This window comes from Clostridium frigoris (assembly GCF_018861865.1).
Classification (GTDB): Bacteria; Bacillota; Clostridia; order Clostridiales; family Clostridiaceae; genus Clostridium_AD; species Clostridium_AD frigoris.
The window spans coordinates 1-25,553 of the sequence record NZ_JAHLDV010000051.1; the positions used below are offsets into that span (position 1 = coordinate 1).

Here is a 25,553-nt window from a genome sequence, read left to right on the forward strand (position 1 = left end):
TTTAGATATCAATGGGGTTTAAAAAAGATGACTCCTGTTCAATACAGAAATCATCTTCTTAAATCAGCGTAGACTTTTTTTTAGATTGTCCTTGACAAAGGGTACACATTAAATTAAGCAGTTCTTTTAGTTTATATTATGTTTTCATATCTTTTTATATAAATTTACTCTGAACCTCTCTTAAATATTGTTATGAAGTAACGTTATGACTTTGCGTAATTCTACTGCAGAAATTTGTCCTGGTGCAGAAACCTTCTTTGCTGCAGCAAATGTTAGTGCAGAACCAAATAATTCACCCGATAATCTGCTTATAATACCTTTTCCTGCCATAGATATAGTAATAATAGGTCTATTAGCATATTTTTCATTCATAATACGGGTTGCGTCTAGAAGTGTAATCACATCTTTTGTACAAGTAGGCATTACTGCAATTTTAGGAAGATCACCACCTAATTCTTGAGCCTTACGTAACCTCGATATAATCTCTTCTTTTTCTGGAGTTCTTTCAAAATCATGATTAGATATAATAACGAATATACCATTATTATGAGCTGCATTTACTAATTCTAATATATCTTTTTCTTCATTAAATAGTTCAATATCTAGAACTTCAGCAAGTTTTGACAATGCAATTGCTTTATTTAATTCAACATAATATGCTGTAGTAACTTCTTTCTGTCCCCCCTCTTTAGCTGTGCGAAAAGTGAAAATAATAGGTTTTTCAAGTACCACTGTGCTAATTGCTTGTAATGCTTTCTTTACTTTTGATATATTAGTAACATCTTTAAAGAAATCTGCACGCCACTCTATAACATCTATATCCAGTTGCTTTAAAAATTCTGCTTCTTCTATAAGTTCTGAAGTCGTTTTTCCTACCATAGACACACAAATTTTAGGTATACCATCACCAATTGTAACATCTTTAATCTTAACTAGTTTTTTCATTATTATTTATCCTCTCAAAATATATTAATCTATTTGTAACATTACGCAATCTCAATTATAATAAATGGAAAAGAACTGCTCACCGTAAGCAGTTCTTTTCCATATTTAAAATGCTCCTATAGCAAATGAAATTTATATATTTGTTTTGTTATAACTTTTTATATAAATTAACATCCATATTGGATTCATGTAATTTCCCGAGTTTTGGAATGATAGAAGTAAAATGTTTAGAATTATTATGGATTTTAATTATATCTTCATTTTGCCATTCTTCTATAAAAGTTAATATATCACAATTGTTAGTATCTTGATATAAGTTGTAAGATATATTTCCTTTTTCTTTTCTACTTTCGTTTATAAGTTCTTCTGCCAAAGCCATAAATTCTTCTGCTTTACCCTTCTTTAATATGTTCTTTGCAACTATAGTAATCATATAATTTCTCCTCTTTATAATTTATTTAATAAACTTTTATATTGTAAGCCTATAACACTTGTCCTAATTTTACCATTTCTACAAAGCTGCTATAACATTATAAACTCCATGCTCATTATTACTTTCTGCAATAAACTTGGCATGTTTTTTCACATCTTCAGGTGCATTTTTCATTGCATAACTGTAATGAGCAGCTTTAAACATAGTCAAATCATTATAATAATCTCCAAAAACCATTGTGTTCTTTTGATCTATTTCAAATTTTTCTTGGAGTATTTTTATAGCACTCCCTTTACTTATACCTTTATTCATTATATCTATAAATTTACCACCAGATACAACAAATTCAAGTTTGTCATCCAATTTTTCTTTCAAATGATTTACTATAGCTGAAGTTACTCCACCAGCCATATAATAAGTAATTTTATATATTGGACTTGCAAGCTCACTAAAAGTCCTTAATTTTACAACAGGCACATCAACCCCTGTAAGTTCATTAAAAATAACTTTTGATGGATTTACTACAAATGCCTCATTTTCTCCCGCTAAAAATACTTCTTCACCTAGTTGTGGATTTAAATTTATTACATGCTCTATTTCTTCTTTTGCAATATAATTTGAATACAATGTCTTTCCTTTATTATTATGCTTAATGAGAGCTCCATTATGGGCAATGAATATCATATCTGTATTTACCCTTTTAAAATTCAAGCTCAATTGTGAATAAAATCTGCCACTAGCAACTGCAAATTTTATATCTTTCTCATTTAAATCCTGTATCAGTCCAAATATTTTTTCATCTATATTACCTTTGTCATTTAATAGTGTACCATCCATGTCAGTTGCAATGAGTTTTATAATAAGTATTTCCCCCTTTATATTGTTTTATAGGAATATTAAAATTATAACACTGTCTTAGTAAAAATGAGCTATAAATAAACTAATGTTTATTTATAGCTCACAAATATGTTTATATTTTTCTTGCTAATATGCTTTTATTATATCATTACTTTACATATATTATTTGTAAATTCTACTGGATCATTAATTGGTAATCCTTCAATAAGTAACGCTTGATTATATAATATATTAGTATATAAATCTAACTTACTTTTATCTTTTTCAAAAGATTCTTTAAGCACTTTAAACATATCATTATTTATATTTATTTCTAAAACTTTATCTGCTTTTACATTTTCGTTATTAGGCATAGAATTTAGCGTTTTTTCCATTTCTATTGTAAGCTCACCATCATTTGATAAACATACTGGATAATTTTTAAGTCGTTTTGATGCACGAACATCGTTAACCTTACCCGCCAAAACAGCTTTCATATGCTCAAATAATTCTTTGTTTTCTTTGTCATCAACTTCTGAAGGTTCTTCCTTCTTTTCCGCTTCTATCCCTAAATCACCACTTGATACAGATTTAAATTCTTTTTCTTTATATTTAGCTATCATTCTTATAGCAAATTCGTCCACTTCATCCGTAAAGTATAGAATTTCAAATCCTTTATCAGAAACCATTTCAATTTGAGGTAATTTTTCAATTCGTGCGTTTGTTTCTCCTGAAGCATAATATATATATTTTTGATCTTCTGGCATTCTAGAAACATACTCATCTAAAGTAACATTCTTTTTCTCCTTTGATGAATAAAACAGTAACAAATCTTGCAAAGTGTCTTTATTACTACCATAATCAGAGTAAATACCATATTTTAGTTGTCTTCCGAATGATTTGTAAAATATTTCATATTTTTCTCTTTCATTTTTAAGTAAATTTTCTAACTCACTTTTTATTTTACTTTTAATGTTTTTAGCTATTAATTGAAGTTGTCTATCATGCTGCAATACTTCTCTTGATATATTAAGAGATAAGTCCTCTGAATCTACTATTCCTTTTACAAAACTAAAATAGTCTGGTAATAAGTCTGCACACTTGTTCATAATTAAAACACCATTTGAGTAAAGCTCTAAGCCTTTTTCATATTCTTTTGTATAGAAATCATATGGAGTTTTTTCTGGAATATATAAAATAGAATTATAACTTATAACACCATCAACACTTATATGAATATGCTTTAATGGCTTATCAAAACCATAGTGCTTTTCAGCATAAAAATTATTATAATCTTCATCAGTAAGTTCACTTTTATTTTTTCTCCATATAGGAACCATACTGTTTATAGTCTTTTCTTCGACGATATCTTCGTATTCTGTTTCACTACCTTCTTTAAGTTTAGAATTACTTACATTCATTTTAATGGGGTACCTAATAAAATCTGAATATTTCTTTATAATAGATTTCAATCCATTTTCATCAAGAAATTCATCAAAATTATCATCTTCAGTGTTCTCTTTTATTTTAAGTGTAATTTCTGTACCAACGGAATCTTTCTCGCAAGGTTCTATAGTATAACCATCTGCGCCTGTAGATTCCCACTTGTACGCTTTATCATTACCAAAAGCTTTACTTATAACAGTAATATTATCAGCTACCATAAATGCAGAATAAAATCCCACACCAAATTGTCCGATTATATCATAACCATCTTTTATTTCATTTTCTTTTTTAAATGCTAAAGATCCACTTTTAGCTATAACACCTAGATTATCCGTTAGCTCTTTTTCAGTCATTCCAATACCAGTATCAGAAATTTTTACTATTCTATTTTCTTTTTCACTTGCTATACTAATATAGTATTTATCTTTCTCAAAAGTTAATGTATCATCTGCTAACGTCTTATAATATATTTTATCAATAGCATCACTAGCATTAGAGACAAGTTCTCTTAAAAATATATCTCTATGAGTATATATTGAGTTTACCATCATATCTAGAATTCTCTTAGATTCTGTTTTAAATTGTTTTTTTTCCATGTGTAATTTCCCCTTTCATACCAAATAATTTAATTTTACATTTTGTTAGCACTCTATCCTTCTGAGTGCTAATGATAACTATAAAATACACCTTATTATATGATTTGTCAATGTTTCACTATATAATTTCTATTATTTCAAACGGCAAATCCAACATTAACATAATTTTACTCTACTGGTATTAGTAAGTCTTTCTGAACTATATGATTAATTAACCACTCATTTAAAAAAGTTAATATTTTCATTATAGCTTCATCTTGATTATCATCAATTTCACTTAAATTAATCTCACCTATTTTTTCAATAAAAAATGTATGATCTATTTTTTGTGTAAATAATCTTTTATAATTTATTCTGATCATATATTCTTCTTCAGCGTTAAAATGATATATTGTATATGCTTTTAATTCGTCAATTACCGTTACTATTTTATCATACTTATCTGTATCATATTTATCTATTAGCAATTGATAAGCTCTTTCCCCGATTTCGAAAAGCTTTTCGTGCTCAGCATTAATTTTTGGAATTTTTGTCATATATTTTTCCTTCATCTCAAACATTAATTAATTTCCCCCTCAAATTTATATAATATAGCTTGTCTTCAACATTAAAATTAAATTCATACATTTATATTACTTTGTTTTAATTTATTTTACAAGAATAATCTCCATAATATTCTATTTACATACCACTTTTTTATTATCCTACATTACCTCATTAAAATCGAGTGCTTATTTTACTTTTTATCTATTTCACCTTTCAATAAAGCTCTTCTCCTTCGATACTCAATAATAGGTAAATCTCCTTGAATAAGGTTCTCATTCATTGTTATCTCAGATTTTATAGGAATTTGAGTTAAAACAACCTTCCTATCTTGATGAAGTATATATTTATTACTAAAAGTACTCATTGTATTAACTAATTGTTTTAATATAGGTACTTTCATAAATTTTTGGTAAAATCTAATGTAAATCTGTGTATGCTCATCATCAATAGGTGCAAATATTGCACCTATTCTAATATCCTTACTAATAATATTTTGCCAAATGTTAGGCATTTGTAACTGAAGACTAAATAAATTTTTATAGTTCTCAATTTCATTTGGTTTTAAAGGCTGTGCATTTCCGTCATCCACTACATTATTTACATAAAAAGTCATTAAATTTTCTTCCCATTTAACAACAGGACCATTTACTAAAGTTTTATTCCCCCTACCTATAGAAGATGTATGAACAAAAGGTAAATGAACAACATCTAATTGATTTTCAATTGCTCTCGTATAATGAACTGGCCACATCTCTGAAAAACCACCATAAGAAAAGCCCTCACGTAGGTCTTTGAAAAAAGGAATTTCGGGAATATTATCTAATTTTTCTCCATACCATAACCAAATTAGACCATATTTTTCTTCTACTAGATAGGAATTAACCTTATACCTCTCTGGTATATCATTATTTTTCCCATTAGCTGGTATTAAAGTTACCTTTCCAAATGAATTGTATTCAAATCCATGAAAAGGACACATAATTTTATCATGAACCACCTTGCCACCACTTAATGCTGCTCCTCTATGGCAACACTTATCAAAAATACAATTCACTTTTCCATTCTCACTTCTCCAAAAGACTAGTTTTTGACCCAGCCTTGTTATGCCAATTGGTTTTTCACTTTTTACTTCTTTTGATTCTAATATTCCATACCATTGATTCTTAATCACGCTTATCCATCCTTTCTTTCAACAATTCAATTTTTATAATTAAACTCTATTTTTTACCCAGAACTTTTCCCAGTTTTCATTACTGCTATTAAATGCTAAGAAAATATATAAACAACTAATCATGCTACCTAATGTTAGCACAAGCAAAACCCAGATTAAAGATTTTGAAGCATTATTCTCTCTATACACTATCCACGAACATACTATAATAAATTCTATATAAATATCTACTAATGATATTTGTCCCCAGGGCATACCTAATAAGATTTTACCCTCCTGAGTAAAATCTCCAATAGTAAACCCATATATAAGCATTCCCATCATTACAAAAAAACCAATAAGAGATAATATTTTTCCGATTTTCATAAAATCACTCCTTTCTCATTATATTTTATTATTAATGTTATTAAACCTTTCTTTTAGGAAACCAAGGTATAAATTTACTAGTGATTTTCGCGTATGCCTCAAACTCCTTATTATCCTTATAATGCTTTTCAAGCATTGGTACTCCGGAAACATATAACAACAATAACGTTATAATTATAGGGCTAATGATTCCAATTATGCCACTTTTTGATGATAAAGTAATTATAAATATCCCCCACCACATTGTAGCTTCTCCAAAATAATTTGGATGCCTTGTGAATTTCCAAAGCCCCCTTTTCATTATATGCCCTTTATTCTTTTTATCTGCAATAAAGTTTTTTAACTGTTTATCTCCTAATGCTTCAAAAATGAAACCAACTATCCAAATAACGATACCTACAAATTCTAATATGCCTAAACTTCCTTTAGATGTAGCATTATTCATTATAATGGGATAAGCTATAACTAGCATAATTGCTCCTTGTAACATGAACACTTGCAAAAATGCCCTTGGCATAACCCATCTACCCCAATTCCTCCTAAATGCTACATATCTAAAATCTTCGGGCTTTCCTAAATTTCTTTTTAATATATGATAAAACAATCTTATTCCCCAGACGAAAACTAATGCCGTAACTATAACTGCTCTTAAATTATAATTTCCTCCAATAAATAATGTATATATTGATATCAAAACAAATCCAAGACCCCAACCCATGTCAACTATTGAATTATTTTTAATCATTTGAGCAATAATAAAAAAGATGCTCATGTAGATAAAAACTAGTATTGTACTTTGCGCGTAAATATTCATATTAACTCCTCCTAAATTTATATTATTACATTAAGAACTTATAAACGATACAGCTACTGCTCCAATTCCGGCACTTAAACCAACAATAGGTGATATTTCAGTAATATATTCTGGTTCTTTCCCTAAAATTACTTTTAATTTCAAGCTCAATTCATTAGCTTTTATAGGAGCACTTGCATGTACAATGTTATAAGATATTATTTTGTTATTTTCATTTGCTTTATTAATTATCGAAAGTATTTTCTTAGTATTTGATTTTGCGTTAAAAATTTTACCAAATGCAATTCCTTTCCCATCTGTATTTATTGATATTATTGGTTTTAAATTTAATACCCTTCCAATAAACCCTTTCATTGGTGAAACTCGTCCACCCCTTACCATGTATTTAAAAGTATTAACGCTAACATATATTCTTGCTTTTTTAATCTTATTTTTTATTATCTCTACAACTTCCTCATAATTTTTCCCGGTTTCTAATTCTTTTGCTGCTTCTAATACTATTAACCCTTGTGCACCAGAATTTAATTTGGAATTAATTACTGTTATTTTTTTGCCTTCTTCTATAAATTTTTCTGCAGCTTTTTTAACAATGTTAAACGTTCCACTCATTTCCTTAGATACTATTATTGTAATTACTGATTCATAATGACTAGTTAAAAAAGAAAATACATTTTGCACATTTTTTATTGTTGGTTGCGAACTTGTTGGATACTCTTTCAAATTGTCAATCATAGAATAAAACTTATCCGGTTTTATAGTAAGTTTGTCCAGATATGTGCTACCTTCAATAATTAAATTTAATGGTAAAACGTGAATCTGATATTTTTCTATAAGTTCTTGTGGTAAATCAGCAATTGAATCTGTAAGTATAGCCGTTTTATTAATTCTGTTATGAACCACCTCATATTGTTTCTTCATGTCGTCAACTTTTTGCTGAACTATTTCACCTTTTTCTCTTAGTATAGAAAATAATTCATCTGGCTTATTTGTGTGTATGTGTATTCTAACTTTGCTTTTGTTTCCTGCTACAATTAAAGAATCTCCTAAGTGTTTTAGTGCATTCTTTATTTCATCAGTATTAACATTCTCATTTGAAATTAAAGCTTCTGTACAATATCTATACGTTATATTTGGTGTAAAATTAAAAACTTCTTCTTCAAATATTATTTCCTCTTCATTTTGAGTTAATTTTGTAATGTTTTTATCATTAAGAAAATAAACAACTCCCTGGAGAAAACTCACAAAACCACTTGCGCCAGAATCTACCACAGATGATTTTTTCAATATCTCAAGAATATTGGGTGTGTTTGCAAGTGAGCTCTTAGCATCCTCTAAGGTTTTAATTATTATTGCTTCAAAGCTCTCAGTTACATCTTTCAATTTGTAAACGGCTTCCGCCCATTCTCTTATAACAGTTATCATAGTCCCCTCAATAGGATTTAAGATAGCTTTATATGCATAAGGTACAGCGTTTTTTAATGTTTCTGCAAAAGTCACCATAGTTAGGGGTTCTTTATCACTAATTTCTTCATTAATCCCATTTATAAATTGAGCAAAAATTATTCCTGAATTACCCCTTGCCCCAATTAATGCTGCATCCGCCATAGAATTAATTGTAGCTTTAATAGATTTGTGAATCTTCATATCTTCAACAATTGCATTCATTGTAGATACTAGATTGCTACCCGTATCTCCATCAGGAATAGGAAAAACATTCATTTTATTTAAAATATTCTTTTGTTTCCTAACTTGCACTACACCTGATAAAAATGCGTAATATAATACTTCTCCTGTTATATTATTATTATTAATTTCAGTTCCCCCTATTCAATACTATTTATCTACAAATAATTGTTATTAATAATATAATAGCATATTTTTTAACTAAATGTGCATATAAATAAATATATTTATTTGTTAATATGTACCTTTAAATATATTAAATATTATATAAATTAAGAAGCAAAAAATATATTTAGTTTAGAATCATAATGATTAATAAAATAATTCAAAACATTGAAATAAATGTTGACAACCATTAAATTAAGATGTATGATTTTAATAATATCAATGAGCAGAAATAGTAGATAAAGGAATTTAGTTTAAGCGAACCTGGATTAGTGAAAGCTGGGTACTGTAGCCGTTATTGAATGGGTCTGTGAGATGTGATGCGAACTAGTAGTAGCATTAACCGGGGTGTCTACCGTTACATGGACAGGGCAATCGAGAAATCTGTGCCTGACAAAGATAATTATTTAGGTGGTATAACGAAATTTTGCATTTCGTCCTTTTGTAGGATGAAGTGTTTTTATTTTTTTGTTACTAAATAACTAATATGGGTGGCACCGCGGTCACTTCGTCCCATTATACAGATGAAGTGTTTTTTTTGTACAAAAAAATAGAGGGGTGATGATAATATGGTTAATATAACTCAGAAAGAATTTGATAACAAAAAATCTATGAAAGTAGTTTTTCCGATGTTCACTAAAATCAATGGTGATGAACTTACACCAGTAAATATCTATTATAATTTAAAAGGAAAATATAAATTTCTACTTGAAAGTGCTTCGTCCTCTAAAGAAGATTCAAGGTATTCTTTTATGGGTAGTAACCCATATATGATACTAAGTAGCCGAGGTGAAAATGTAAGTATAACTAAAGGAAATGAAATTAAAGAGAAAACAGGTAAAATATTAGATTTTGCAGAAGGTAACTTACTTAAACAATATGATAGGAATGACTTAGATCTACCCTTTATAGGAGGAGCAATTGGTTATATTGGTTATGATGTAATAAGACAATATGAAAAATTACCAGATAATAATCCAGATGAATTAAATTTACCAGAAACATGTTTGCTTTTTTATAAAGAATTTATATGTTTCGATCATTTTAAAAATACAATAATGCTAATTCATAATGTATTCCCAGAAGAAGTTGAGGATTACGATACTGTTTTAAGCAGGCTAAATATTATGAAAGAAATGGTAGGTTGCGAGAACGTACATCATGAATTGATTGAAAATTCGCAAAATAAAGAATTAATTTCTAATTATAAAAAAGAGGATTTTTGTAAACTTGTTGACAAAGCAAAAGAATATATAACATCCGGTGACATTTTTCAAGTTGTCTTATCTCAAAGATTTAAGGTTAAAAATAGTATAGACCCTTTTGAAATATATAGGAAATTACGTCGTAGCAACCCCTCCCCTTATATGTTTTATATAGATTTTGAAGATTTTAAGTTAGCGGGTGCATCTCCTGAGAGTTTAGTTAAAGTTAAAGGTAATGTAGTAATGACTAATCCTATTGCAGGAACAAGACCTCGTGGTAGGACTGCAAAAGAAGATAATCTATTAAAAGAAGAATTGTTAAAAGATGAGAAGGAACTTGCAGAACATTTAATGCTAGTAGATCTTGGTAGGAATGATATAGGGAAAATAAGTGAATTTGGCTCTGTAAAACTAGCTAAATTTATGGAGGTTGAAGCCTTCTCTCATGTAATGCACATATGTTCAAAGGTGTCAGGTACTTTAAAAAAAGAATTGAATTGCTTTGATGCACTTAAGTCTTGTTTGCCTGTAGGAACAGTCTCAGGTGCCCCTAAGATAAGAGCAATGGAAATTATTGATGAACTAGAGAATACAAGGCGTGGTATATATTCAGGCGCCATTGGTTATTTCTCATATGGTGGTGACATGGATACTTGCATAGCAATAAGAACAATAGTATTTAAGGATGATATTGCTTATGTTCAAGGTGGTGCAGGAATAGTTTATGACTCTGTGCCTGAGACAGAATACACTGAAACCATGAATAAAACTATGGCCTTAATGGAGGTATTGTAATGATTTTGATAATAGATAATTACGATTCCTTTACTTATAATTTATATCAATATGTAGGTGAATTATATAAAGACGTAAAAGTTTTAAGAAATGACGAATTTACAATAAAAGAATTAAAAAATTTAGCATTAGATGGCATTATTATTTCTCCCGGGCCAGGCAGACCAGAAAATGCAGGATTAAGTGTTGAAGTTATAAGGGTTTTTGAAGGCACTATACCTATTATGGGTATTTGTTTAGGACATCAAGCTATAGGTTATGCATATGGCGGAAAAATTATAAAAGCACCAAAGATAATGCATGGGAAAACATCAATCATTACCCATAATGGAAAAGGCTTGTTTAAAGGAATAAACAACAATCTAAAAATAATGAGGTATCATTCTTTAATTGTTGAGAAATCTACTGTGCCAAAAGATTTAGAAATTACTGCTTTAACAAAAGATGGATTAATAATGGCAATGAAACATAAAGTGTTTCAGACATATGGTCTACAATTTCATCCCGAATCAATATTTAGTGAGGAAGGGAAAAAAATAATAAAAAATTTTGTGGAGGTAATTTGTAATGTTAAAGATGATAATAAGTAAAATTATACAAAATCAAAATTTAACGCAAAAGGAATCTTATGATTTTATGAATGGAATAATGAAAGGAGAAGCAACTCAGGCTCAAATAGGAGCATTTCTTGTTGGTTTAAGGATGAAAGGTGAGACAATCGATGAAATCACAGGTTGTGCAAAAGCTATGAGGGATAACGCAAAACATGTAAATTTAATTAGCGATTATGCTATTGACACCTGCGGCACTGGTGGTGATGGAGGTAAGACTTTTAATATCTCTACTGCCTGCGCTATAATAGCATCTGCAGGAGGAGTAAAAGTGGCTAAACATGGTAATCGGGCAGTCTCTAGTCAAAGTGGAAGTGCAGATGTACTAACGCAGCTTGGAATAAATATAAATATAGATCCCAGCGTTGCTGCAAATCTAATTGAGGAAAAAGGTATGGCATTTCTATTTGCTCAAAACTACCACTCAGCTATGAAAAATGCAGCGGCACCAAGACGTGAAATAGGAACTAGAACTATTTTTAATATTTTAGGTCCATTAACAAATCCTGCTTTTGTACGCGGACAGATACTTGGAATTTTCAATAAAGACCTAACTAATCCAGTTGCTCAGGTTTTAGGAAATCTTGGATCAGAAAGAGCCCTTGTAGTACACGGCGAGGATGGGCTAGATGAAATAACCACAACTGGTTTTACTTATGTCAGTGAATTAAAGGATGGCGTTGTATTTGATTATAAAATATATCCAGAAGATTTCGACATTAAAAGAACAATCCTTAAAAATATAGTCGGAGGCAGTGCTAAGGATAATGCAGCTATTATTTTAAATGTTTTAAAAGGAGAAAAAGGGCCTCAAAGAGATATTGTAATAATAAACACAGCTGCAGCACTATATATTGGCAAAAAGTGTGAAACTATAAAAGAAGGAGTATTACTCGCGAAAGACTTAATTGACTCAGGCAAAGCCCTTCTAAAGCTTAAGGAGCTTAGATTATCATGAATATATTAGATAAAATAGTTAAAAACAAAATACTTCAAATTGAAGATGAAAAAATTCTTAAACCATTAGAAAATTTAATTAATATAGAGCACAGAGTAATAAGAAATTTTGGAAGAACACTTAATAAAAATGGTTTGTCTATTATAGCTGAGGTAAAAAAAGCTTCTCCCTCTAAGGGTCTTATTGATCCAAATTTTGATCCTATTAAAACAGCTTTAAATTATGAAAAATATGGTGTTGACGCTATCTCAGTTCTTACAGAAAAAAAATATTTCTTAGGAGATGATAAAAATATAGGATTGGTTAAAGAAAATACATCTATGCCTATATTAAGAAAAGATTTTATTATAGATAAATATCAAATATATCAATCTGTTGCCCTTGGTTCTGATGCTATTTTACTAATAGCTGCAGTTCTAAAGGATAAGCTAAAATCTTATTATGAACTTGCCTCTTCACTAGGCCTTCATTGCTTAGTTGAGGTTCATGATCAAGCTGAAATAGAGCTTGCATTAGAATGTGACTGCAAAATAATTGGTATAAATAATAGAGACTTAAATAACTTCAATGTTGATATTCATACAACAGAGAAACTAATGAAGGATATACCAAAAGACAAAATTGTTGTGTCTGAAAGCGGCATAAGTTCAATTAATGATGTTTTGTATTTAAAATCAATCGGAGCAAGCGCAGTACTTATCGGAGAATCCTTTATGAGAAATCCTGATAGTGTTGAAGCCTTCCTTAATGCCTGCCATGACTAAAATTAAAATTTGCGGAATTAGAAGGCCTTGCGACATAGAATATCTTAACGAGCTTCTCCCAGAATATGCTGGATTTGTTTTTGCTAAAAGCAAACGGCAAGTAGATATGGAACATGCCTATAAATTAATAAAAAATTTAAATGAAGGCATTCAAAAGGTTGGAGTATTTGTTGATCAAGATCCATTTGTAGTACTAAAAATTGCGAAAAAATTACAACTTAAAGTTCTACAATTTCATGGTCACGAGACCCAAGAATATATAAATAAATTTAGAGATTATGAAATTTGGAAAGCGCTCAAAATTAATAATATTAAAAGCATTTCCGAAATAAGCCATTATAAGTGTGCAAAATTTCTTTTAGACAATAGTATTTCAGGTTCTGGAGAAAGCTTTAATTGGAACCTTGCTTATAAAAAAGTTGATGGAAACACCATAATGCTCGCCGGTGGATTAACTAGTGAAAATGTTGTGCATGGGATTACAACGTTAAACCCTTACGGGGTTGATGTATCCAGTGGAGTAGAAACAGATGGGTTTAAGGATTATACAAAAATAAAAGAATTTATTAAGAAAGTGAGGAATTTATGATGAAAGGTAGATTTGGAAAATTTGGTGGACAATATGCACCTGAAACAGTAATGAGCGCAGTTATAATACTTGAGAAGGAATATGAAAAGGCTAAAGTTGATCCCGAGTTCATATCTAAATATAAATATTATCTTAAGAACTATGCAGGTCGAGAAACTCCGTTATATTATGCAGAGCATCTCACAAAAAAATTAGGTGGAGCAAAGATATACTTAAAGAGAGAAGATTTAAACCATACTGGAGCTCATAAAATAAATAATGCATTAGGACAAATCCTTCTTGCAATGAGGATGGGTAAAAACCGAATAATAGCTGAAACCGGAGCAGGTCAACATGGAGTTGCAACAGCAACTGTAGCTGCAATGTTTGGGCTTGAGTGTGAAGTATTTATGGGCGAAGAAGATATACAAAGGCAATCTTTGAACGTATTTAAAATGAAGATGTTAGGATCTAAGGTTACATCAGTTACCACAGGCACAGGCACTTTAAAAGATGCTGTTAATGAAGCTATGAAAAATTGGGTTAGTAATGTGGAAGATACTTTTTATGTTATAGGATCTACCGTTGGATTACATCCATATCCAACAATGGTTCGTGACTTTCAAAGAGTTATTGGCGATGAAGCTAGAAAACAGATACTTCTTGCCGAGAATAGATTACCTGATTATATAATAGCATGTGTTGGTGGTGGAAGTAATGCTATGGGCATATTCTACCCTTTCATTGAAGATAAAGCTGTAAAACTTATTGGAGTTGAAGCAGCGGGAAAAGGATTAAATACAGACCAACATGCCGCAACTATATCTAAAGGTAATATCGGTATAATTCATGGAATGAAAACTTATGTACTCCAAGATGATGATGGTCAAATAATGCCTGTTTATTCAATATCTGCTGGTCTTGATTACCCTGGCATAGGACCTGAGCATGCTTATCTACATGACATACATCGGGCTCAATATGTCAGTGCTACGGATGATGAGTCAGTTAATGCCTTTATGCAACTTACAAAAGTTGAAGGAATAATCCCAGCTATAGAAAGTGCTCATGCAGTCGCCTATGCTATGAAACTCGCACCAACACTTTCAAAAGATAAAATTATTATTATTAATCTTTCAGGACGTGGCGACAAGGATATAAATACAATTGCGCAAATTATGGGGGTAAAACTATGAATAGAATAGTCGAAAAATTTAATTATCTTAAATCAAAAAACGAAAAAGCCTTTATACCTTTTATAACAGGTGGAGATCCAGATTTAGATACCACCTTAGAATTAGTTTTAACACTTGAAAAAGCTGGGGCTGATATAATAGAGATTGGTGTTCCTTATTCTGATCCTATGGCAGACGGTCCCGTAATACAAGCCTCTTCTACTAAAGCTTTAGCTCATGGAACAAAAATTAATTCTATTATGGAAAAGGTTCGTCAGATAAGAGTAAAAACACAGATACCACTAGTATATTTACTTTATTATAATTCAATATTTAAATATGGTGATGTAAATTTTTTTGAAAAATGCAAGGAAGTTGGTATTGATGGATTAATAATTCCAGATCTTCCACTGGAAGAGCGAGGTGAAGTAATAGAAATAGCAGATAAATATGATATATGCATAATCCCAATGGTTGCTCCAACATCGAAATCTAGAATTAAAGCTATAACTAATCTTGGAAAAGGTTTTGTATATTGTGTTTCTGTAAATGGAGTAACGGGAACAAGACAAAAACTTAATACAGACATTAAAGAGTATATGGACTTAGTATCCACATACACTGATATGCCTAAGGGCCTCGGTTTTGGAATATCAAATGCTGAAATGGCAAAAGCATATGCCCCCTATTGTGAAGCCATTATTGTTGGAAGTGCAATAATTAAGTTAGTAGACGATAGTGGAACGCAAAATGAAATATTAAAAAGAGTATACGATTTTGCAGTAGGTATAAAAAGTGCAATAAATTAATTTGAAAAAAGAACATAATAATATTAATAAAATAAAAGTCAGTAATTAACGTATTAATTACTGACTTTTGATATGCAATAATATAAAACTAAACTCTTATTTTAATCCCAAAATCTTACCTAATGTCTTATACTTTGTTTCTATTGCGCCTTGCGGACAAAGTTCTTGACAACAGAAGCATCTTATACATTTGCTGTAATCCCATTTTGGAATTGTTTTATTTCCTTTCTTAATAAATGATATGACTTCTGGCCTTCGAGGGCAAACTTCATCACATCTTCTGCAACCAATACATTTTTCTTCTATTACAACAGGATTTGGTGCAACCATTGATGTTAAAAAATGGGTTACAGAAGGATTTACAAAATAAAAACTACCCCCTTTTCTTGATAGCTTAAAGTCTTTACATTTCATTGTCTCTATTTTTTCTCCGAGTACTACTATATCCTTTGGCATTACAGCTCCCCACTTCGCATCAAATGCTTCCTTTAAAAATGGTAGTTTTAAAACATCATCATAACCGATTAACCTTACTGCAACAGAATCCACTGCGGTTAAACATTGTCCCATAATTATAGTATCCATCTTTTTAGGAGTTCCACTTTTAGGTCCATTTCCCTCCATTGCGATTATTCCATCTAAAATTGCAAAACTAGTCTTAACCAAGGAATTTACATCTAATAACATTTTACTGAAATTATTAGCATCTGGCATTCTTGTGTGCCATATCGCCTTTTGAGCACCCGGTATACAACCGAATTGATTCTTAACCGCTCCAGTATAATAAGCCATAGCATGGGTTTTTAACTTTGGAAGTGTAATCACAACATCCGCTTCATAAGGTGCTCTAGCTATATTCCAAGATTTACATAATAAAGAGTTTTCAAGAGTTACATGAACATCGTCTTTAAAATCATCAAAAACGACTCCATATCTATTAGCAACCTCCATCAAACCAGACTTTTCAGCTGCTTTCCTTGAATCTCCAAAACCAGGAGAGTCTCCAAATGTAATATTTTCGCTATACTCTTTAACTATTCTAACCACAGCTTCAAAAACTGCGTAATGAGTTATAACTGGTGATCCTTTTGCCTCTATACTAAGAAAATTAGGTTTTAACAAAACTTTACTATTTTCAGGTATAAGTTTACGTAAAAAAGAATCTCCTCCAAGAAGTTCAAATCCTTCTCTTAGTGTATTTTCTATCAGTTCTACGTCATAATCTGTGCATTTTAAAAGTGCAACACTTTCCATAATAATCGCCCCCTATTATTTAATTAAATTCTACAGAGTTAGCATCTTACTAAATCCTCTTATATATTTCTATAATATCATTTACAACATCGTTTATACCCCTAATATTCATAACCTCATGATCACAATATTTTTTATAAAATGTGGCTCTCTCCTCAAACAATTTAGATATCTTATCTGGATTCTTTGCAAGTAAGGGGCGCCCCTCAATATTTATATCAGATACTATATTTTCAATTGGACGGTTAATATAAATGATAATGCCATTTCTCTTAAGATTTAAAATATTCTCATATCTTTTAATTACCCCACCACCAGTTGAGATAACTACATGATGTTTTTGGGTTATATCCCTAACTGCAATAGCTTCTATATCTCTAAACCCATCCTCACCATTTTTAAATATATCAGTAATGGAACGACTTGTACTCGATTCAATAAAATCATCTACATCTATGAAGTCCATCTCTATTCTCTTTGCAAGTATTTCCCCAATTTCACTTTTACCACAACCAGGCATACCAATTAAAACTATATTTTTCATAGTCTATTTTCTACTCCTCTACCTAACTCTTCATAAATTTTATCAATTGTTTCCTTAGGGATTTTAATATTGTTCCATATTTCCTGAGCACAAGTTGCTTGACCAACAAGCATATAAAGACCATTAACTGCTTTTATGCCTGCATCTTTCGCATACTTTAAAAATAAAGTTTCTTTAGGATTGTAAATCATATCTACGGCACTTGTAAATTTACCAATATATTTTTTTTCAATGGGTGAATTATTTAAGTTAGGATACATTCCAAGCGGTGTACAATTTATCGCTATATCTGATTCTTTAATTTCCGAAGCTTCATCATAAGAAATTACTCTGCAACAATTAAAGTTGCTATTCTCCTTAAGTTTTTCTATATTTCTTGTTACTACAGTGATTTCACTTATTCCATTATTTAAAAGATAATTTACCATAGTAATCGCTACCCCACCATTACCAAATATCGTTGCTTTTTTATTTTCCACCTTTATATCATTTTTACTAAATAACATTCCAATTCCAAAGTAATCGGTATTATAACCAATAGTTTTACTATTTTCAAACTTTATGGTATTTACAGCTCCTATTGCTTTTGCCTCGACACTAACCTCATCAAGAAATTCCATAACTTTAATTTTATAAGGAATAGTCACATTAATACCCATTGGTTTAATAACCTTAAAGCCTTCTATTGCCACTTTAAGATCTTTTTTTCCTACTTCAAATAAATGGTAATAACCCTTAATACTTAATTTATTAAAGATCATTGAATGTATTTGTGGAGATACACTATGCGATAGTTTTTCTCCAAGCAAACCATATAACTCTGACATAACTTCCCCTCATTTCTTTGATAATAATTATTAAATATTGATTATCTCGCTTCTATAATTACCCAATATCTTAAAATACCGACTATTATTTTTGATTAAATCAATTGCATGTAATATTTTGTCTTCATTAATATTTCCCTGGAAATCTATGTAAAAGAAATATTCCCATGGCTTTTCTTTTATCGGTCTAGATTCAATTTTCATAAGGTTTATATTATTTTCTGCAAAATGTTTTAAAACATGATACAACGAACCAGCCGTGTGAGTAGTTGATAATACTAAACTTATTTTGTTACTTTTATTATTTGACTCCATCTCTTTGCCAATGACTACAAATCTAGTCATATTTGTTGCATTTGAGTTTACATTTTTTTGTAGTATTTCAAGATCATATATCTCTGCTGCCTTAGTGCTAGCTATCGCAGCTAGAGTTTTGTCATTTTTATCCTTAACTAATTCTGCACTTTTAGCAGTACTCTTATACGGAACCAAGTTCCACTGTGGATATCCTTTTAAAAATTCCATGCTTTGCTCAAGCCCTTGAGGATGTGAATAAACATCTTTGATTTTATCTAATGTTGAACCTTTAATTCCCATTAGATTTTGACTTATTTTTAGATATTTCTCTCCTGTTATATAAAAATCATATTTATTGAGAAGATCATAAACCTCAGATATTGCACCAGTTGAAGAATTTTCTATAGGAATAACTCCATAATTTATTTTTCCATATTTAAGCTCTAAAAATATATCTTCAAACTCACTTATTTCTTTTGTATCCACCTTTTCTCCAAAATACTCTTTTAATGCCTGTTCGCTAAAAGAACCTGTAACGCCATAAAAACCAACAATCAGATTTTTATCAGTAGGCACCACTTGACTCTTATTTAAAGCTCTATCTTGGAACCCTCTACTTATTCTCATAACCGATTTGAAAAATTCTTCTACCTCTGAATATAAATCTTTATTTTTAACAATGTCTAAATTTTTCTTTATAACTGCTTCCTCGCGTCCTTGATTTAGAATGGCAATACCATTTATCTTCTTATACTCAGCTACCTTTAAAACTGTTTCCATACGCTTTTCAAATAATGATACAAGGCTAGCATCAATTTTATCAATTTTATTTCTTAAATCATCTATATTTAAATTATCTAAATTACTCATTAGAACACCTCCTATATAAAATCTAAAATACTCATTGCCGCGCAAGCTTCAATTACTGGTAGTGCTCTTAAAACAATACATGGATCATGTCTACCTATAACTGATATTTCTGAATTTTCACCTGTTGCCATATCAATAGTATTTTGAGTTTTTGCGATTGAAGGTGTAGGTTTCATTGCAACTCTAAAAATTACAGGCATTCCGTTAGATATGCCTCCATTAATTCCACCATTGTTGTTTGTTTTAGTAAGTACCTTATCTTTGTATATATATGGCACATCATTAGCCTTACTTCCCCTGATTTTTGTTATATCAAAACCCATTCCAAATTCTACTCCTTTTACTGCAGGTACAGAAAATAATAATTGTGCTAGATTACTTTCTAGAGAATCAAAAAATGGTTCACCAAGGCCACAAGGAAGATTTAAGATAGCACTCTCAATTATACCACCAACCGAATCAGTTTCTTCCTTAGCTTTTAATATAACATTCTTCATTTCTTTACCCGTTAAATCATCAAGTACAGGGAAATCCTTATGTAGTACATCTGCTAACGTCTGTACTTCTAAATTAACACTATCAAAATAACTGTCAAAGACATTCCCAATACTTAAAATATGACTTCCGATTACAATTCCCTTATCGAAAAGTATTTGTTTAGCAACAGCCCCTGCAAAAACAAGTGGTGCTGTGATTCTTCCTGAGAAATGACCTCCACCTCTATAATCATTAAAACCTGAATACTTAACTTTTCCTGTGAAATCTGCATGACCTGGCCTTGCTAAATTTTTCAACTTGTCATAATCTTTCGAATTTTGATTTTCGTTAAAAATAACACCACAAAGAGGTGTCCCTGTGGTATAACCATTAAAATATCCACTTAATATTTCAACTTTATCTCCTTCTTTTCTTTTAGTTGAAAATTCGTCTCGTCCTGGTGCCCTTCTTTGCATTTCGCCATTAATAAAATCTATATCAAGCTTAATGCCCGGTGGTAATCCATCAATAGTTATTCCTATCCCTCTTCCATGAGACTCTCCAAATATAGAATACTTTATTTTTTTACCCCATTGTCCGCTCATTAACTTCCCCTCCTAGGCTCTTGAAATCTTCATAAAAATTTGGGTAGGATTTTTTAACTGCCTCGCTATCCTCAATAGTAAGCTCCTGCGTGCATTTAATTGAAGCAATAGCCATAGCCATAGCTATTCTATGGTCATTCCAACTGCTTACAACTCCACCGCAAAGATTTGGCTTACCATGAATTATAAGTGAATCCTCTTTCTCTATAACCTCTGCACCAATTTTGTTTAGCTCTGTTGCCATAGCCTTTAACCTATCTGATTCCTTTATTCTAACTCTACCGGCATTAATAATCTGCGTAGTTCCCTCACTTAATGCTGCAAGAACAGCAACTATTGGTACAAGGTCAGGACATTGAGATGCATCAACAATAGTCCCTTTTAAATTCGATTTTGATGCTTTTAGAATACCATCTTTAATAGTAATCTTTCCACCCATATCTTTAATTATATCTACTATTACTCGATCACCTTGAAGAGATTCCATATTTAAATCCATACATTCAACTTCCCCACCGAGTACTCCTGCTGCTAAATAAAATGCAGCTTGAGAAAAATCACCTTCAACTCTGTAATCTCTCCTATTATAATGTTGATTACCCTTTATCTTAAATTCTCTATAGTTATTATTTTCTATTTTTATACCGAATTTAGAAAGAACATCTAAAGTTAAATCTATATATCCTATGGATTCCATCTTAGTAGTAATCTTGATTATTGAATCACCATCTAATAAAGGTAATGAATAAATAAGTCCTGTAATAAACTGAGAGCTTACATCACCCCTAAGTTCAAAAATACCGGGTTTAAGACTTCCTTCTACCATTAATGGCAGATTACCTTTGTTTGTATTATACTTTACATTCTGATTATCAAAAATATCATAATATGGTTTAAGTGTTCTTTGTACTAGCTTGGACTTGCCATTAAAAACTATTTTTTCTCCGGTTAGCATGGCTATAGGAATTAAAAACCTTAACGTTGATCCACTTTCATTACATTGTAGTTCATTATTTAAATTATCACTAAGTTTAAATGAGAGCTTACCTTTCCCACATACCACAAGGTTACTTGGTAATCTTTTAATATCAACTCCAAATTTCTCCATTATTTCACAGGTGGCTATTATATCCTCAGACATACTAATATTATCAATAGCACATCCTCCATTGCTTAATCCCGCTGCTATAACTGCTCTATGCGATAATGATTTTGAAGGTGGAATTTTCACTTTTCCCTTTAAATAAGATGGTTTAATTATAACTAATTTCATTACTTAGCACCTCAATTCAATATAATAAATCATTTTATGATTTTTTGAAGAAAATTTTCTATCTTAGTTCTATCAATTTTTTCAATAAAGCTATTTCCAATGGATTCTATTAATATTAAATTCATGGATCCTGCAATGTTTTTCTTATCATGACTAATAGCTTCAATTATAGCTTGAGTTCTTATTTCAGGCAACTCCCATGGCAGATTATACTTAATTAGAATTTCTTTTATAGCAATAGATGTCCCAATCTTAGTTAATCCTAGTTCTTCTCCTAACTTGGTTATAGAATACATTCCCATTGCTACTGCCTCTCCATGAGAGTACTTGGTAAAATTAAAGAACTGCTCAATTGCGTGCCCAATGGTATGACCATAATTTAATAACATTCTCTCTCCCGTATCTTTCTCATCTAATTCAACAATATTAGCTTTAATAGAGCAACAAGTATATATAATTTTATCTATTTCGCTCAAAAGTGCTTCTTTATTTTCATATTTCATTAAAGTATTAAATAGTTCGCTATCTTTGATAGCCCCATATTTTATAACTTCACCCATACCATCATTTAAATACTTATTGTTAAGTGTTCTAAGAAGCAATGGATCGATAAAAACTGCCTTGGGCATATAAAAGCTTCCCACTAGATTCTTTCCACGAGGTAAATCTACTGCTACCTTACCACCTACACTGCTATCCACCTGTGCAAGCAGTGTAGTTGGAATTTGTATAAGAGGAATACCCCTTAAGAAAGTTGAGGCTGCAAAGCCAGTCATATCACCCACAACTCCCCCACCTAATGCAATAATAATATCTCCTCTGTTTATATTAAAATCTAAAAGTTTGTCATACACCTCAAGTAATGTTTCAAATGACTTGCTTTCCTCTCCAGCTTTTACCACAATTTTAAAAGTTTCAAAACCTGATTCTTTTAATGAGTTAATAGTCTTTTGTCCATAAAACTGGTCAACATTAGAATCTGTTACAATAGCAATTCTTTTTCCTTCATATATCTTCTTAACTTCTACACCGATTTCATCTAATAATCCATTCTTAATATATATTGGATAACTTCCGCTGGAAGCTCTAACTTCTATATTATGCACCTTTAACTATCTCCTCTCTCTTCATTGTTGCATCCTCAAACCTTTTTTTAAGAAAACCATCATCATTATTTATTATTGCTGTTTTTATTTCTTTTATATTTTTTTCAAAGTCCTCTATCTTACTAATTATATTTTCTTTATTATATAAAAGTAATTCAGGCCATAATTCACCATTTATAGTAGCAACTCTAGTTGTGTCCCTAAAACTTCCTCCAATAAACTTAGACGTACCCTCAATTAAACTATTACAGTCTATTAAAGAAACAGCTATAATATGTGGTAACTGACTTGTATAAGAAATGATATCATCATGCTCCTTAGGTGTAAGATATACCACTCTCTTGCACCCCATCCCCTTAGCAATCGTACCTACCAAATTTATATTTTCTTCCTTGTTCCCATTAATTGGAGTTATAATGTAATTAGCATTTTTAAACATATCCTTTGATGCTGCCTTAAGCCCTGATTCTTCTTTTCCTGCCATAGGATGTCCACCTATAAAATCTAGATCTTTCCTAAGTACAGGCATAATTTCATGTATTAAATTGCTCTTAATTCCAGCAGTGTCTGTAATAACTGCTCCACTTTTAAATAAATTCATATTGCTTTTTACAAAATTTATAGTCTTTTGAGGATAAACTGCAAGTATCACAATATCTGAATTACTAAGTGGTATTTTTGGATTTATGTATCCTTTATCAATGATATTCATTTTCTCCGCCAATTTTAGCGTTTCTTTATCAATGTCAATTGCCCAAATATTTTTAGGATTTAATTTTCTTAGTGCCATGGCAAAGGAGCCACCTATAAGTCCTAAGCCTACAATTGTAATATTAAAGTCAGTACAATCCAAATTTACCACCTCTTAAACTATTTTGTTTTGTGTTTTTGCAATTACTCTTATAGAATCCATAAGGGCTTCAAATTTTTTAGGTTTTAATGATTGAGGGCCATCACTAAGTGCATTAGCAGGATCATAATGCACCTCAATTTCAAGACCATCTGCACCGACTGCTATAGCAGCTTTTGCAAGAGGTTCTATTAACCACCATTTACCAGCAGCATGACTTGGATCTACTATAACCGGTAAATGACTGAGTTTCTTAAGTACAGGAATTGCACTTAAATCTAAAGTATTTCTTGTAAAAGTTTCAAATGTTCTAATTCCTCTTTCACATAAAACTACTTTTTCATTTCCCTCAGACATTATGTACTCGGCAGACATTAAAAGTTCTTCAATTGTTGCACTCATACCTCTTTTTAATAGAACCGTTTTATTGCATCTTCCTACTTCTTTTAAAAGATCGAAGTTCTGCATATTTCTAGCTCCAATTTGTAAAACATCAGCATATTGACATATTTTATCAACAAGCTCAACACTCATAACTTCGGTTACTATTGGAAGTCCTGTTATTTTTTTAGCCTCTAATAATATTTTTAGTCCTTCTTCTTCCATTCCTTGAAAACTGTATGGTGAAGTTCTAGGTTTGTAAGCTCCTCCTCTTAGAAAATTAGCACCTGCTCTTTTTACATCTTTTGCAATATGTATTAATTGCTCTTCGCTTTCAACAGCGCAAGGTCCTGCTATTATCGCTAGTTCTTTTCCACCAATTGTTAATTCATCTACCTTTATTATTGAATCGTCTGGATGGAATAGTCTGTTACCTCTTTTGTAAGGCGCCTGAACTCTCATAACCTTATCAACACACTCTATTGCCTCAATTTGGTTCTCATTTATTGTAGTTGTATCTCCAACAAGCCCTAAAACGCATTGATTCTCTCCTTTAGAAACATGAACCATAAATCCTAATTCCTCTAACTTCTTCTTAATAGACATAATTTGATTCTCTTTTGCATTTGCTTTCATTACGATTACCATATAAAATTCCTCCTAAAATATACTTAACTTATAATTTGTTATAAAGAATTATAAAAAAAAGGAAGCCCCTTTATAATGGACCCTCCTTTTTTAAAAGAAGGAACCCCTATAATGAGTCTTCCTTGCGTACAGACTTAGTTTACTTTCTATAATTCAGCATAAGCCGGTATTATAGGTTTATTCCTAAACTCATTATTTAAAGAAATCTTATATATTTTTTTGCACAAAAAGTAACCAATGCTAAAATAACGATAGCCCCAGCTAAAATAAAAATATACTTTTTTAGTGATTTCTTTAATAATGATATTCTTCATAATAATACCTCACAAATTTATAATTAGTGTCTGTAAATTCTTTAATGTTTAAATATTATAACAAACTGGAGTATTTGTCAAGGATTTGCTTTTAAATTTTCACTACTTATATGATCCGTTTATGATAATGTCCTAGTATACCATTTTTGATTATGTCCCAAACAGACAAAAATATAGTGTAGAATTACCTCATAAGAATTTATAAATGAGGTGTTCGTAA

Annotated in this window: 25 protein-coding genes and 1 other annotated feature; of the genes, 7 read left to right on the top strand and 18 right to left on the bottom strand. The window is 30.7% G+C overall.

Going from position 1 to position 25,553, the window contains the following annotated elements; translation table 11 throughout:
* Window positions 1-180 precede the first annotated feature (180 nt).
* The 9 genes from aroD to KPL37_RS15800 all read right to left on the bottom strand — a co-directional run bounded on the left by aroD (window position 181) and on the right by KPL37_RS15800 (window position 8,909).
* Complete coding sequence (gene aroD / locus KPL37_RS15760; protein ID WP_216150912.1) at window positions 181-945, bottom strand: type I 3-dehydroquinate dehydratase; 765 nt, start codon at window positions 943-945, stop codon at window positions 181-183.
* Between the two features lie 148 nt (window positions 946-1,093).
* Window positions 1,094-1,378 carry a putative quinol monooxygenase gene (locus tag KPL37_RS15765; RefSeq protein WP_216150914.1) on the bottom strand — a complete coding sequence of 95 codons (285 nt, stop codon included), beginning with the start codon at window positions 1,376-1,378 and terminating at the stop codon, window positions 1,094-1,096.
* Window positions 1,379-1,456: 78 nt separating this feature from the next.
* The gene (locus tag KPL37_RS15770; protein ID WP_216150945.1) at window positions 1,457-2,239 is read right to left on the bottom strand and encodes a Cof-type HAD-IIB family hydrolase; all 783 of its coding nucleotides are present in this window, start codon (window positions 2,237-2,239) and stop codon (window positions 1,457-1,459) included.
* A 137-nt stretch (window positions 2,240-2,376) separates the two neighbouring features.
* Window positions 2,377-4,257, bottom strand: coding sequence for a molecular chaperone HtpG (gene htpG, locus KPL37_RS15775; protein WP_216150915.1), 1,881 nt, complete (start codon window positions 4,255-4,257; stop codon window positions 2,377-2,379).
* Window positions 4,258-4,424: 167 nt separating this feature from the next.
* On the bottom strand, window positions 4,425-4,817 hold the full coding sequence (locus KPL37_RS15780; protein ID WP_216150916.1) for a bacteriohemerythrin: 393 nt from the start codon (window positions 4,815-4,817) through the stop codon (window positions 4,425-4,427).
* A 176-nt stretch (window positions 4,818-4,993) separates the two neighbouring features.
* On the bottom strand, window positions 4,994-5,974 hold the full coding sequence (locus tag KPL37_RS20325) for a Rieske 2Fe-2S domain-containing protein (RefSeq protein WP_216150917.1): 981 nt from the start codon (window positions 5,972-5,974) through the stop codon (window positions 4,994-4,996).
* 39 nt (window positions 5,975-6,013) lie between these two features.
* Window positions 6,014-6,340 carry a DUF1475 family protein gene (locus tag KPL37_RS15790; protein WP_216150918.1) on the bottom strand — a complete coding sequence of 109 codons (327 nt, stop codon included), beginning with the start codon at window positions 6,338-6,340 and terminating at the stop codon, window positions 6,014-6,016.
* Between the two features lie 40 nt (window positions 6,341-6,380).
* Window positions 6,381-7,154 (bottom strand): DUF1295 domain-containing protein, encoded by a 774-nt coding sequence (locus KPL37_RS15795; RefSeq protein WP_216150919.1) that lies wholly within the window; start codon window positions 7,152-7,154, stop codon window positions 6,381-6,383.
* A 30-nt stretch (window positions 7,155-7,184) separates the two neighbouring features.
* Window positions 7,185-8,909 carry a DAK2 domain-containing protein gene (locus KPL37_RS15800; protein WP_216150921.1) on the bottom strand — a complete coding sequence of 575 codons (1,725 nt, stop codon included), beginning with the start codon at window positions 8,907-8,909 and terminating at the stop codon, window positions 7,185-7,187.
* 306 nt (window positions 8,910-9,215) lie between these two features.
* Window positions 9,216-9,521: a binding site (T-box leader), on the top strand.
* Window positions 9,522-9,571: 50 nt separating this feature from the next.
* Here KPL37_RS15800 and trpE point away from each other — a divergent pair.
* The 7 genes from trpE to trpA are packed head-to-tail and all read left to right on the top strand — an operon-like array spanning window position 9,572 to window position 15,887.
* Window positions 9,572-11,002 carry an anthranilate synthase component I gene (trpE, locus tag KPL37_RS15805; protein WP_216150923.1) on the top strand — a complete coding sequence of 477 codons (1,431 nt, stop codon included), beginning with the start codon at window positions 9,572-9,574 and terminating at the stop codon, window positions 11,000-11,002.
* Window positions 11,002-11,592 carry an anthranilate synthase component II gene (locus tag KPL37_RS15810; protein ID WP_216150925.1) on the top strand — a complete coding sequence of 197 codons (591 nt, stop codon included), beginning with the start codon at window positions 11,002-11,004 and terminating at the stop codon, window positions 11,590-11,592. The genes trpE and KPL37_RS15810 overlap by 1 nt, the downstream gene beginning before the upstream one ends.
* Entirely contained in the window at window positions 11,570-12,571 is a 1,002-nt protein-coding gene (trpD, locus tag KPL37_RS15815) for an anthranilate phosphoribosyltransferase (RefSeq protein WP_216150926.1), read from the top strand. Before KPL37_RS15810 ends, trpD begins: the two co-directional genes overlap by 23 nt.
* Window positions 12,568-13,335: an indole-3-glycerol phosphate synthase TrpC gene (trpC, locus tag KPL37_RS15820; RefSeq protein WP_216150927.1), complete on the top strand. Its 768-nt coding sequence runs from the start codon at window positions 12,568-12,570 to the stop codon at window positions 13,333-13,335. The genes trpD and trpC overlap by 4 nt, the downstream gene beginning before the upstream one ends.
* The gene (locus KPL37_RS15825; RefSeq protein WP_216150928.1) at window positions 13,328-13,924 is read left to right on the top strand and encodes a phosphoribosylanthranilate isomerase; all 597 of its coding nucleotides are present in this window, start codon (window positions 13,328-13,330) and stop codon (window positions 13,922-13,924) included. The genes trpC and KPL37_RS15825 overlap by 8 nt, the downstream gene beginning before the upstream one ends.
* The gene (trpB, locus tag KPL37_RS15830) at window positions 13,924-15,099 is read left to right on the top strand and encodes a tryptophan synthase subunit beta (protein WP_216150946.1); all 1,176 of its coding nucleotides are present in this window, start codon (window positions 13,924-13,926) and stop codon (window positions 15,097-15,099) included. The genes KPL37_RS15825 and trpB overlap by 1 nt, the downstream gene beginning before the upstream one ends.
* Complete coding sequence (gene trpA, locus KPL37_RS15835; protein ID WP_216150929.1) at window positions 15,096-15,887, top strand: tryptophan synthase subunit alpha; 792 nt, start codon at window positions 15,096-15,098, stop codon at window positions 15,885-15,887. Before trpB ends, trpA begins: the two co-directional genes overlap by 4 nt.
* A 96-nt stretch (window positions 15,888-15,983) precedes the next feature.
* On the opposite strand, the gene KPL37_RS15840 is transcribed toward trpA, so the two are convergent.
* Genes KPL37_RS15840 through aroF form a run of 9 tightly spaced genes read right to left on the bottom strand, consistent with a single transcriptional unit; the run spans window position 15,984 to window position 25,019 of the window.
* Window positions 15,984-17,141 (bottom strand): DUF362 domain-containing protein, encoded by a 1,158-nt coding sequence (locus tag KPL37_RS15840; protein ID WP_216150930.1) that lies wholly within the window; start codon window positions 17,139-17,141, stop codon window positions 15,984-15,986.
* Window positions 17,142-17,190: 49 nt separating this feature from the next.
* Window positions 17,191-17,685 carry a shikimate kinase gene (locus tag KPL37_RS15845; protein WP_216150931.1) on the bottom strand — a complete coding sequence of 165 codons (495 nt, stop codon included), beginning with the start codon at window positions 17,683-17,685 and terminating at the stop codon, window positions 17,191-17,193.
* Window positions 17,682-18,512 carry a shikimate dehydrogenase gene (gene aroE, locus KPL37_RS15850; protein ID WP_216150932.1) on the bottom strand — a complete coding sequence of 277 codons (831 nt, stop codon included), beginning with the start codon at window positions 18,510-18,512 and terminating at the stop codon, window positions 17,682-17,684. Before aroE ends, KPL37_RS15845 begins: the two co-directional genes overlap by 4 nt.
* Before the next feature lie 30 nt (window positions 18,513-18,542).
* A complete protein-coding gene (pheA, locus tag KPL37_RS15855) occupies window positions 18,543-19,679 on the bottom strand; it encodes a prephenate dehydratase (RefSeq protein WP_216150933.1) in 1,137 nt (378 codons plus the stop codon).
* A gap of 11 nt (window positions 19,680-19,690) precedes the next feature.
* Entirely contained in the window at window positions 19,691-20,761 is a 1,071-nt protein-coding gene (aroC, locus tag KPL37_RS15860; RefSeq protein ID WP_216150935.1) for a chorismate synthase, read from the bottom strand.
* Window positions 20,742-22,034, bottom strand: coding sequence for a 3-phosphoshikimate 1-carboxyvinyltransferase (aroA, locus tag KPL37_RS15865; protein WP_216150937.1), 1,293 nt, complete (start codon window positions 22,032-22,034; stop codon window positions 20,742-20,744). The genes aroC and aroA overlap by 20 nt, the downstream gene beginning before the upstream one ends.
* Before the next feature lie 29 nt (window positions 22,035-22,063).
* Window positions 22,064-23,140 (bottom strand): 3-dehydroquinate synthase, encoded by a 1,077-nt coding sequence (gene aroB / locus KPL37_RS15870; RefSeq protein WP_216150939.1) that lies wholly within the window; start codon window positions 23,138-23,140, stop codon window positions 22,064-22,066.
* Window positions 23,133-23,993 (bottom strand): prephenate dehydrogenase, encoded by an 861-nt coding sequence (locus KPL37_RS15875; RefSeq protein WP_216150941.1) that lies wholly within the window; start codon window positions 23,991-23,993, stop codon window positions 23,133-23,135. Before KPL37_RS15875 ends, aroB begins: the two co-directional genes overlap by 8 nt.
* Before the next feature lie 12 nt (window positions 23,994-24,005).
* A complete protein-coding gene (gene aroF, locus KPL37_RS15880) occupies window positions 24,006-25,019 on the bottom strand; it encodes a 3-deoxy-7-phosphoheptulonate synthase (protein WP_216150943.1) in 1,014 nt (337 codons plus the stop codon).
* Window positions 25,020-25,553 lie beyond the last annotated feature (534 nt).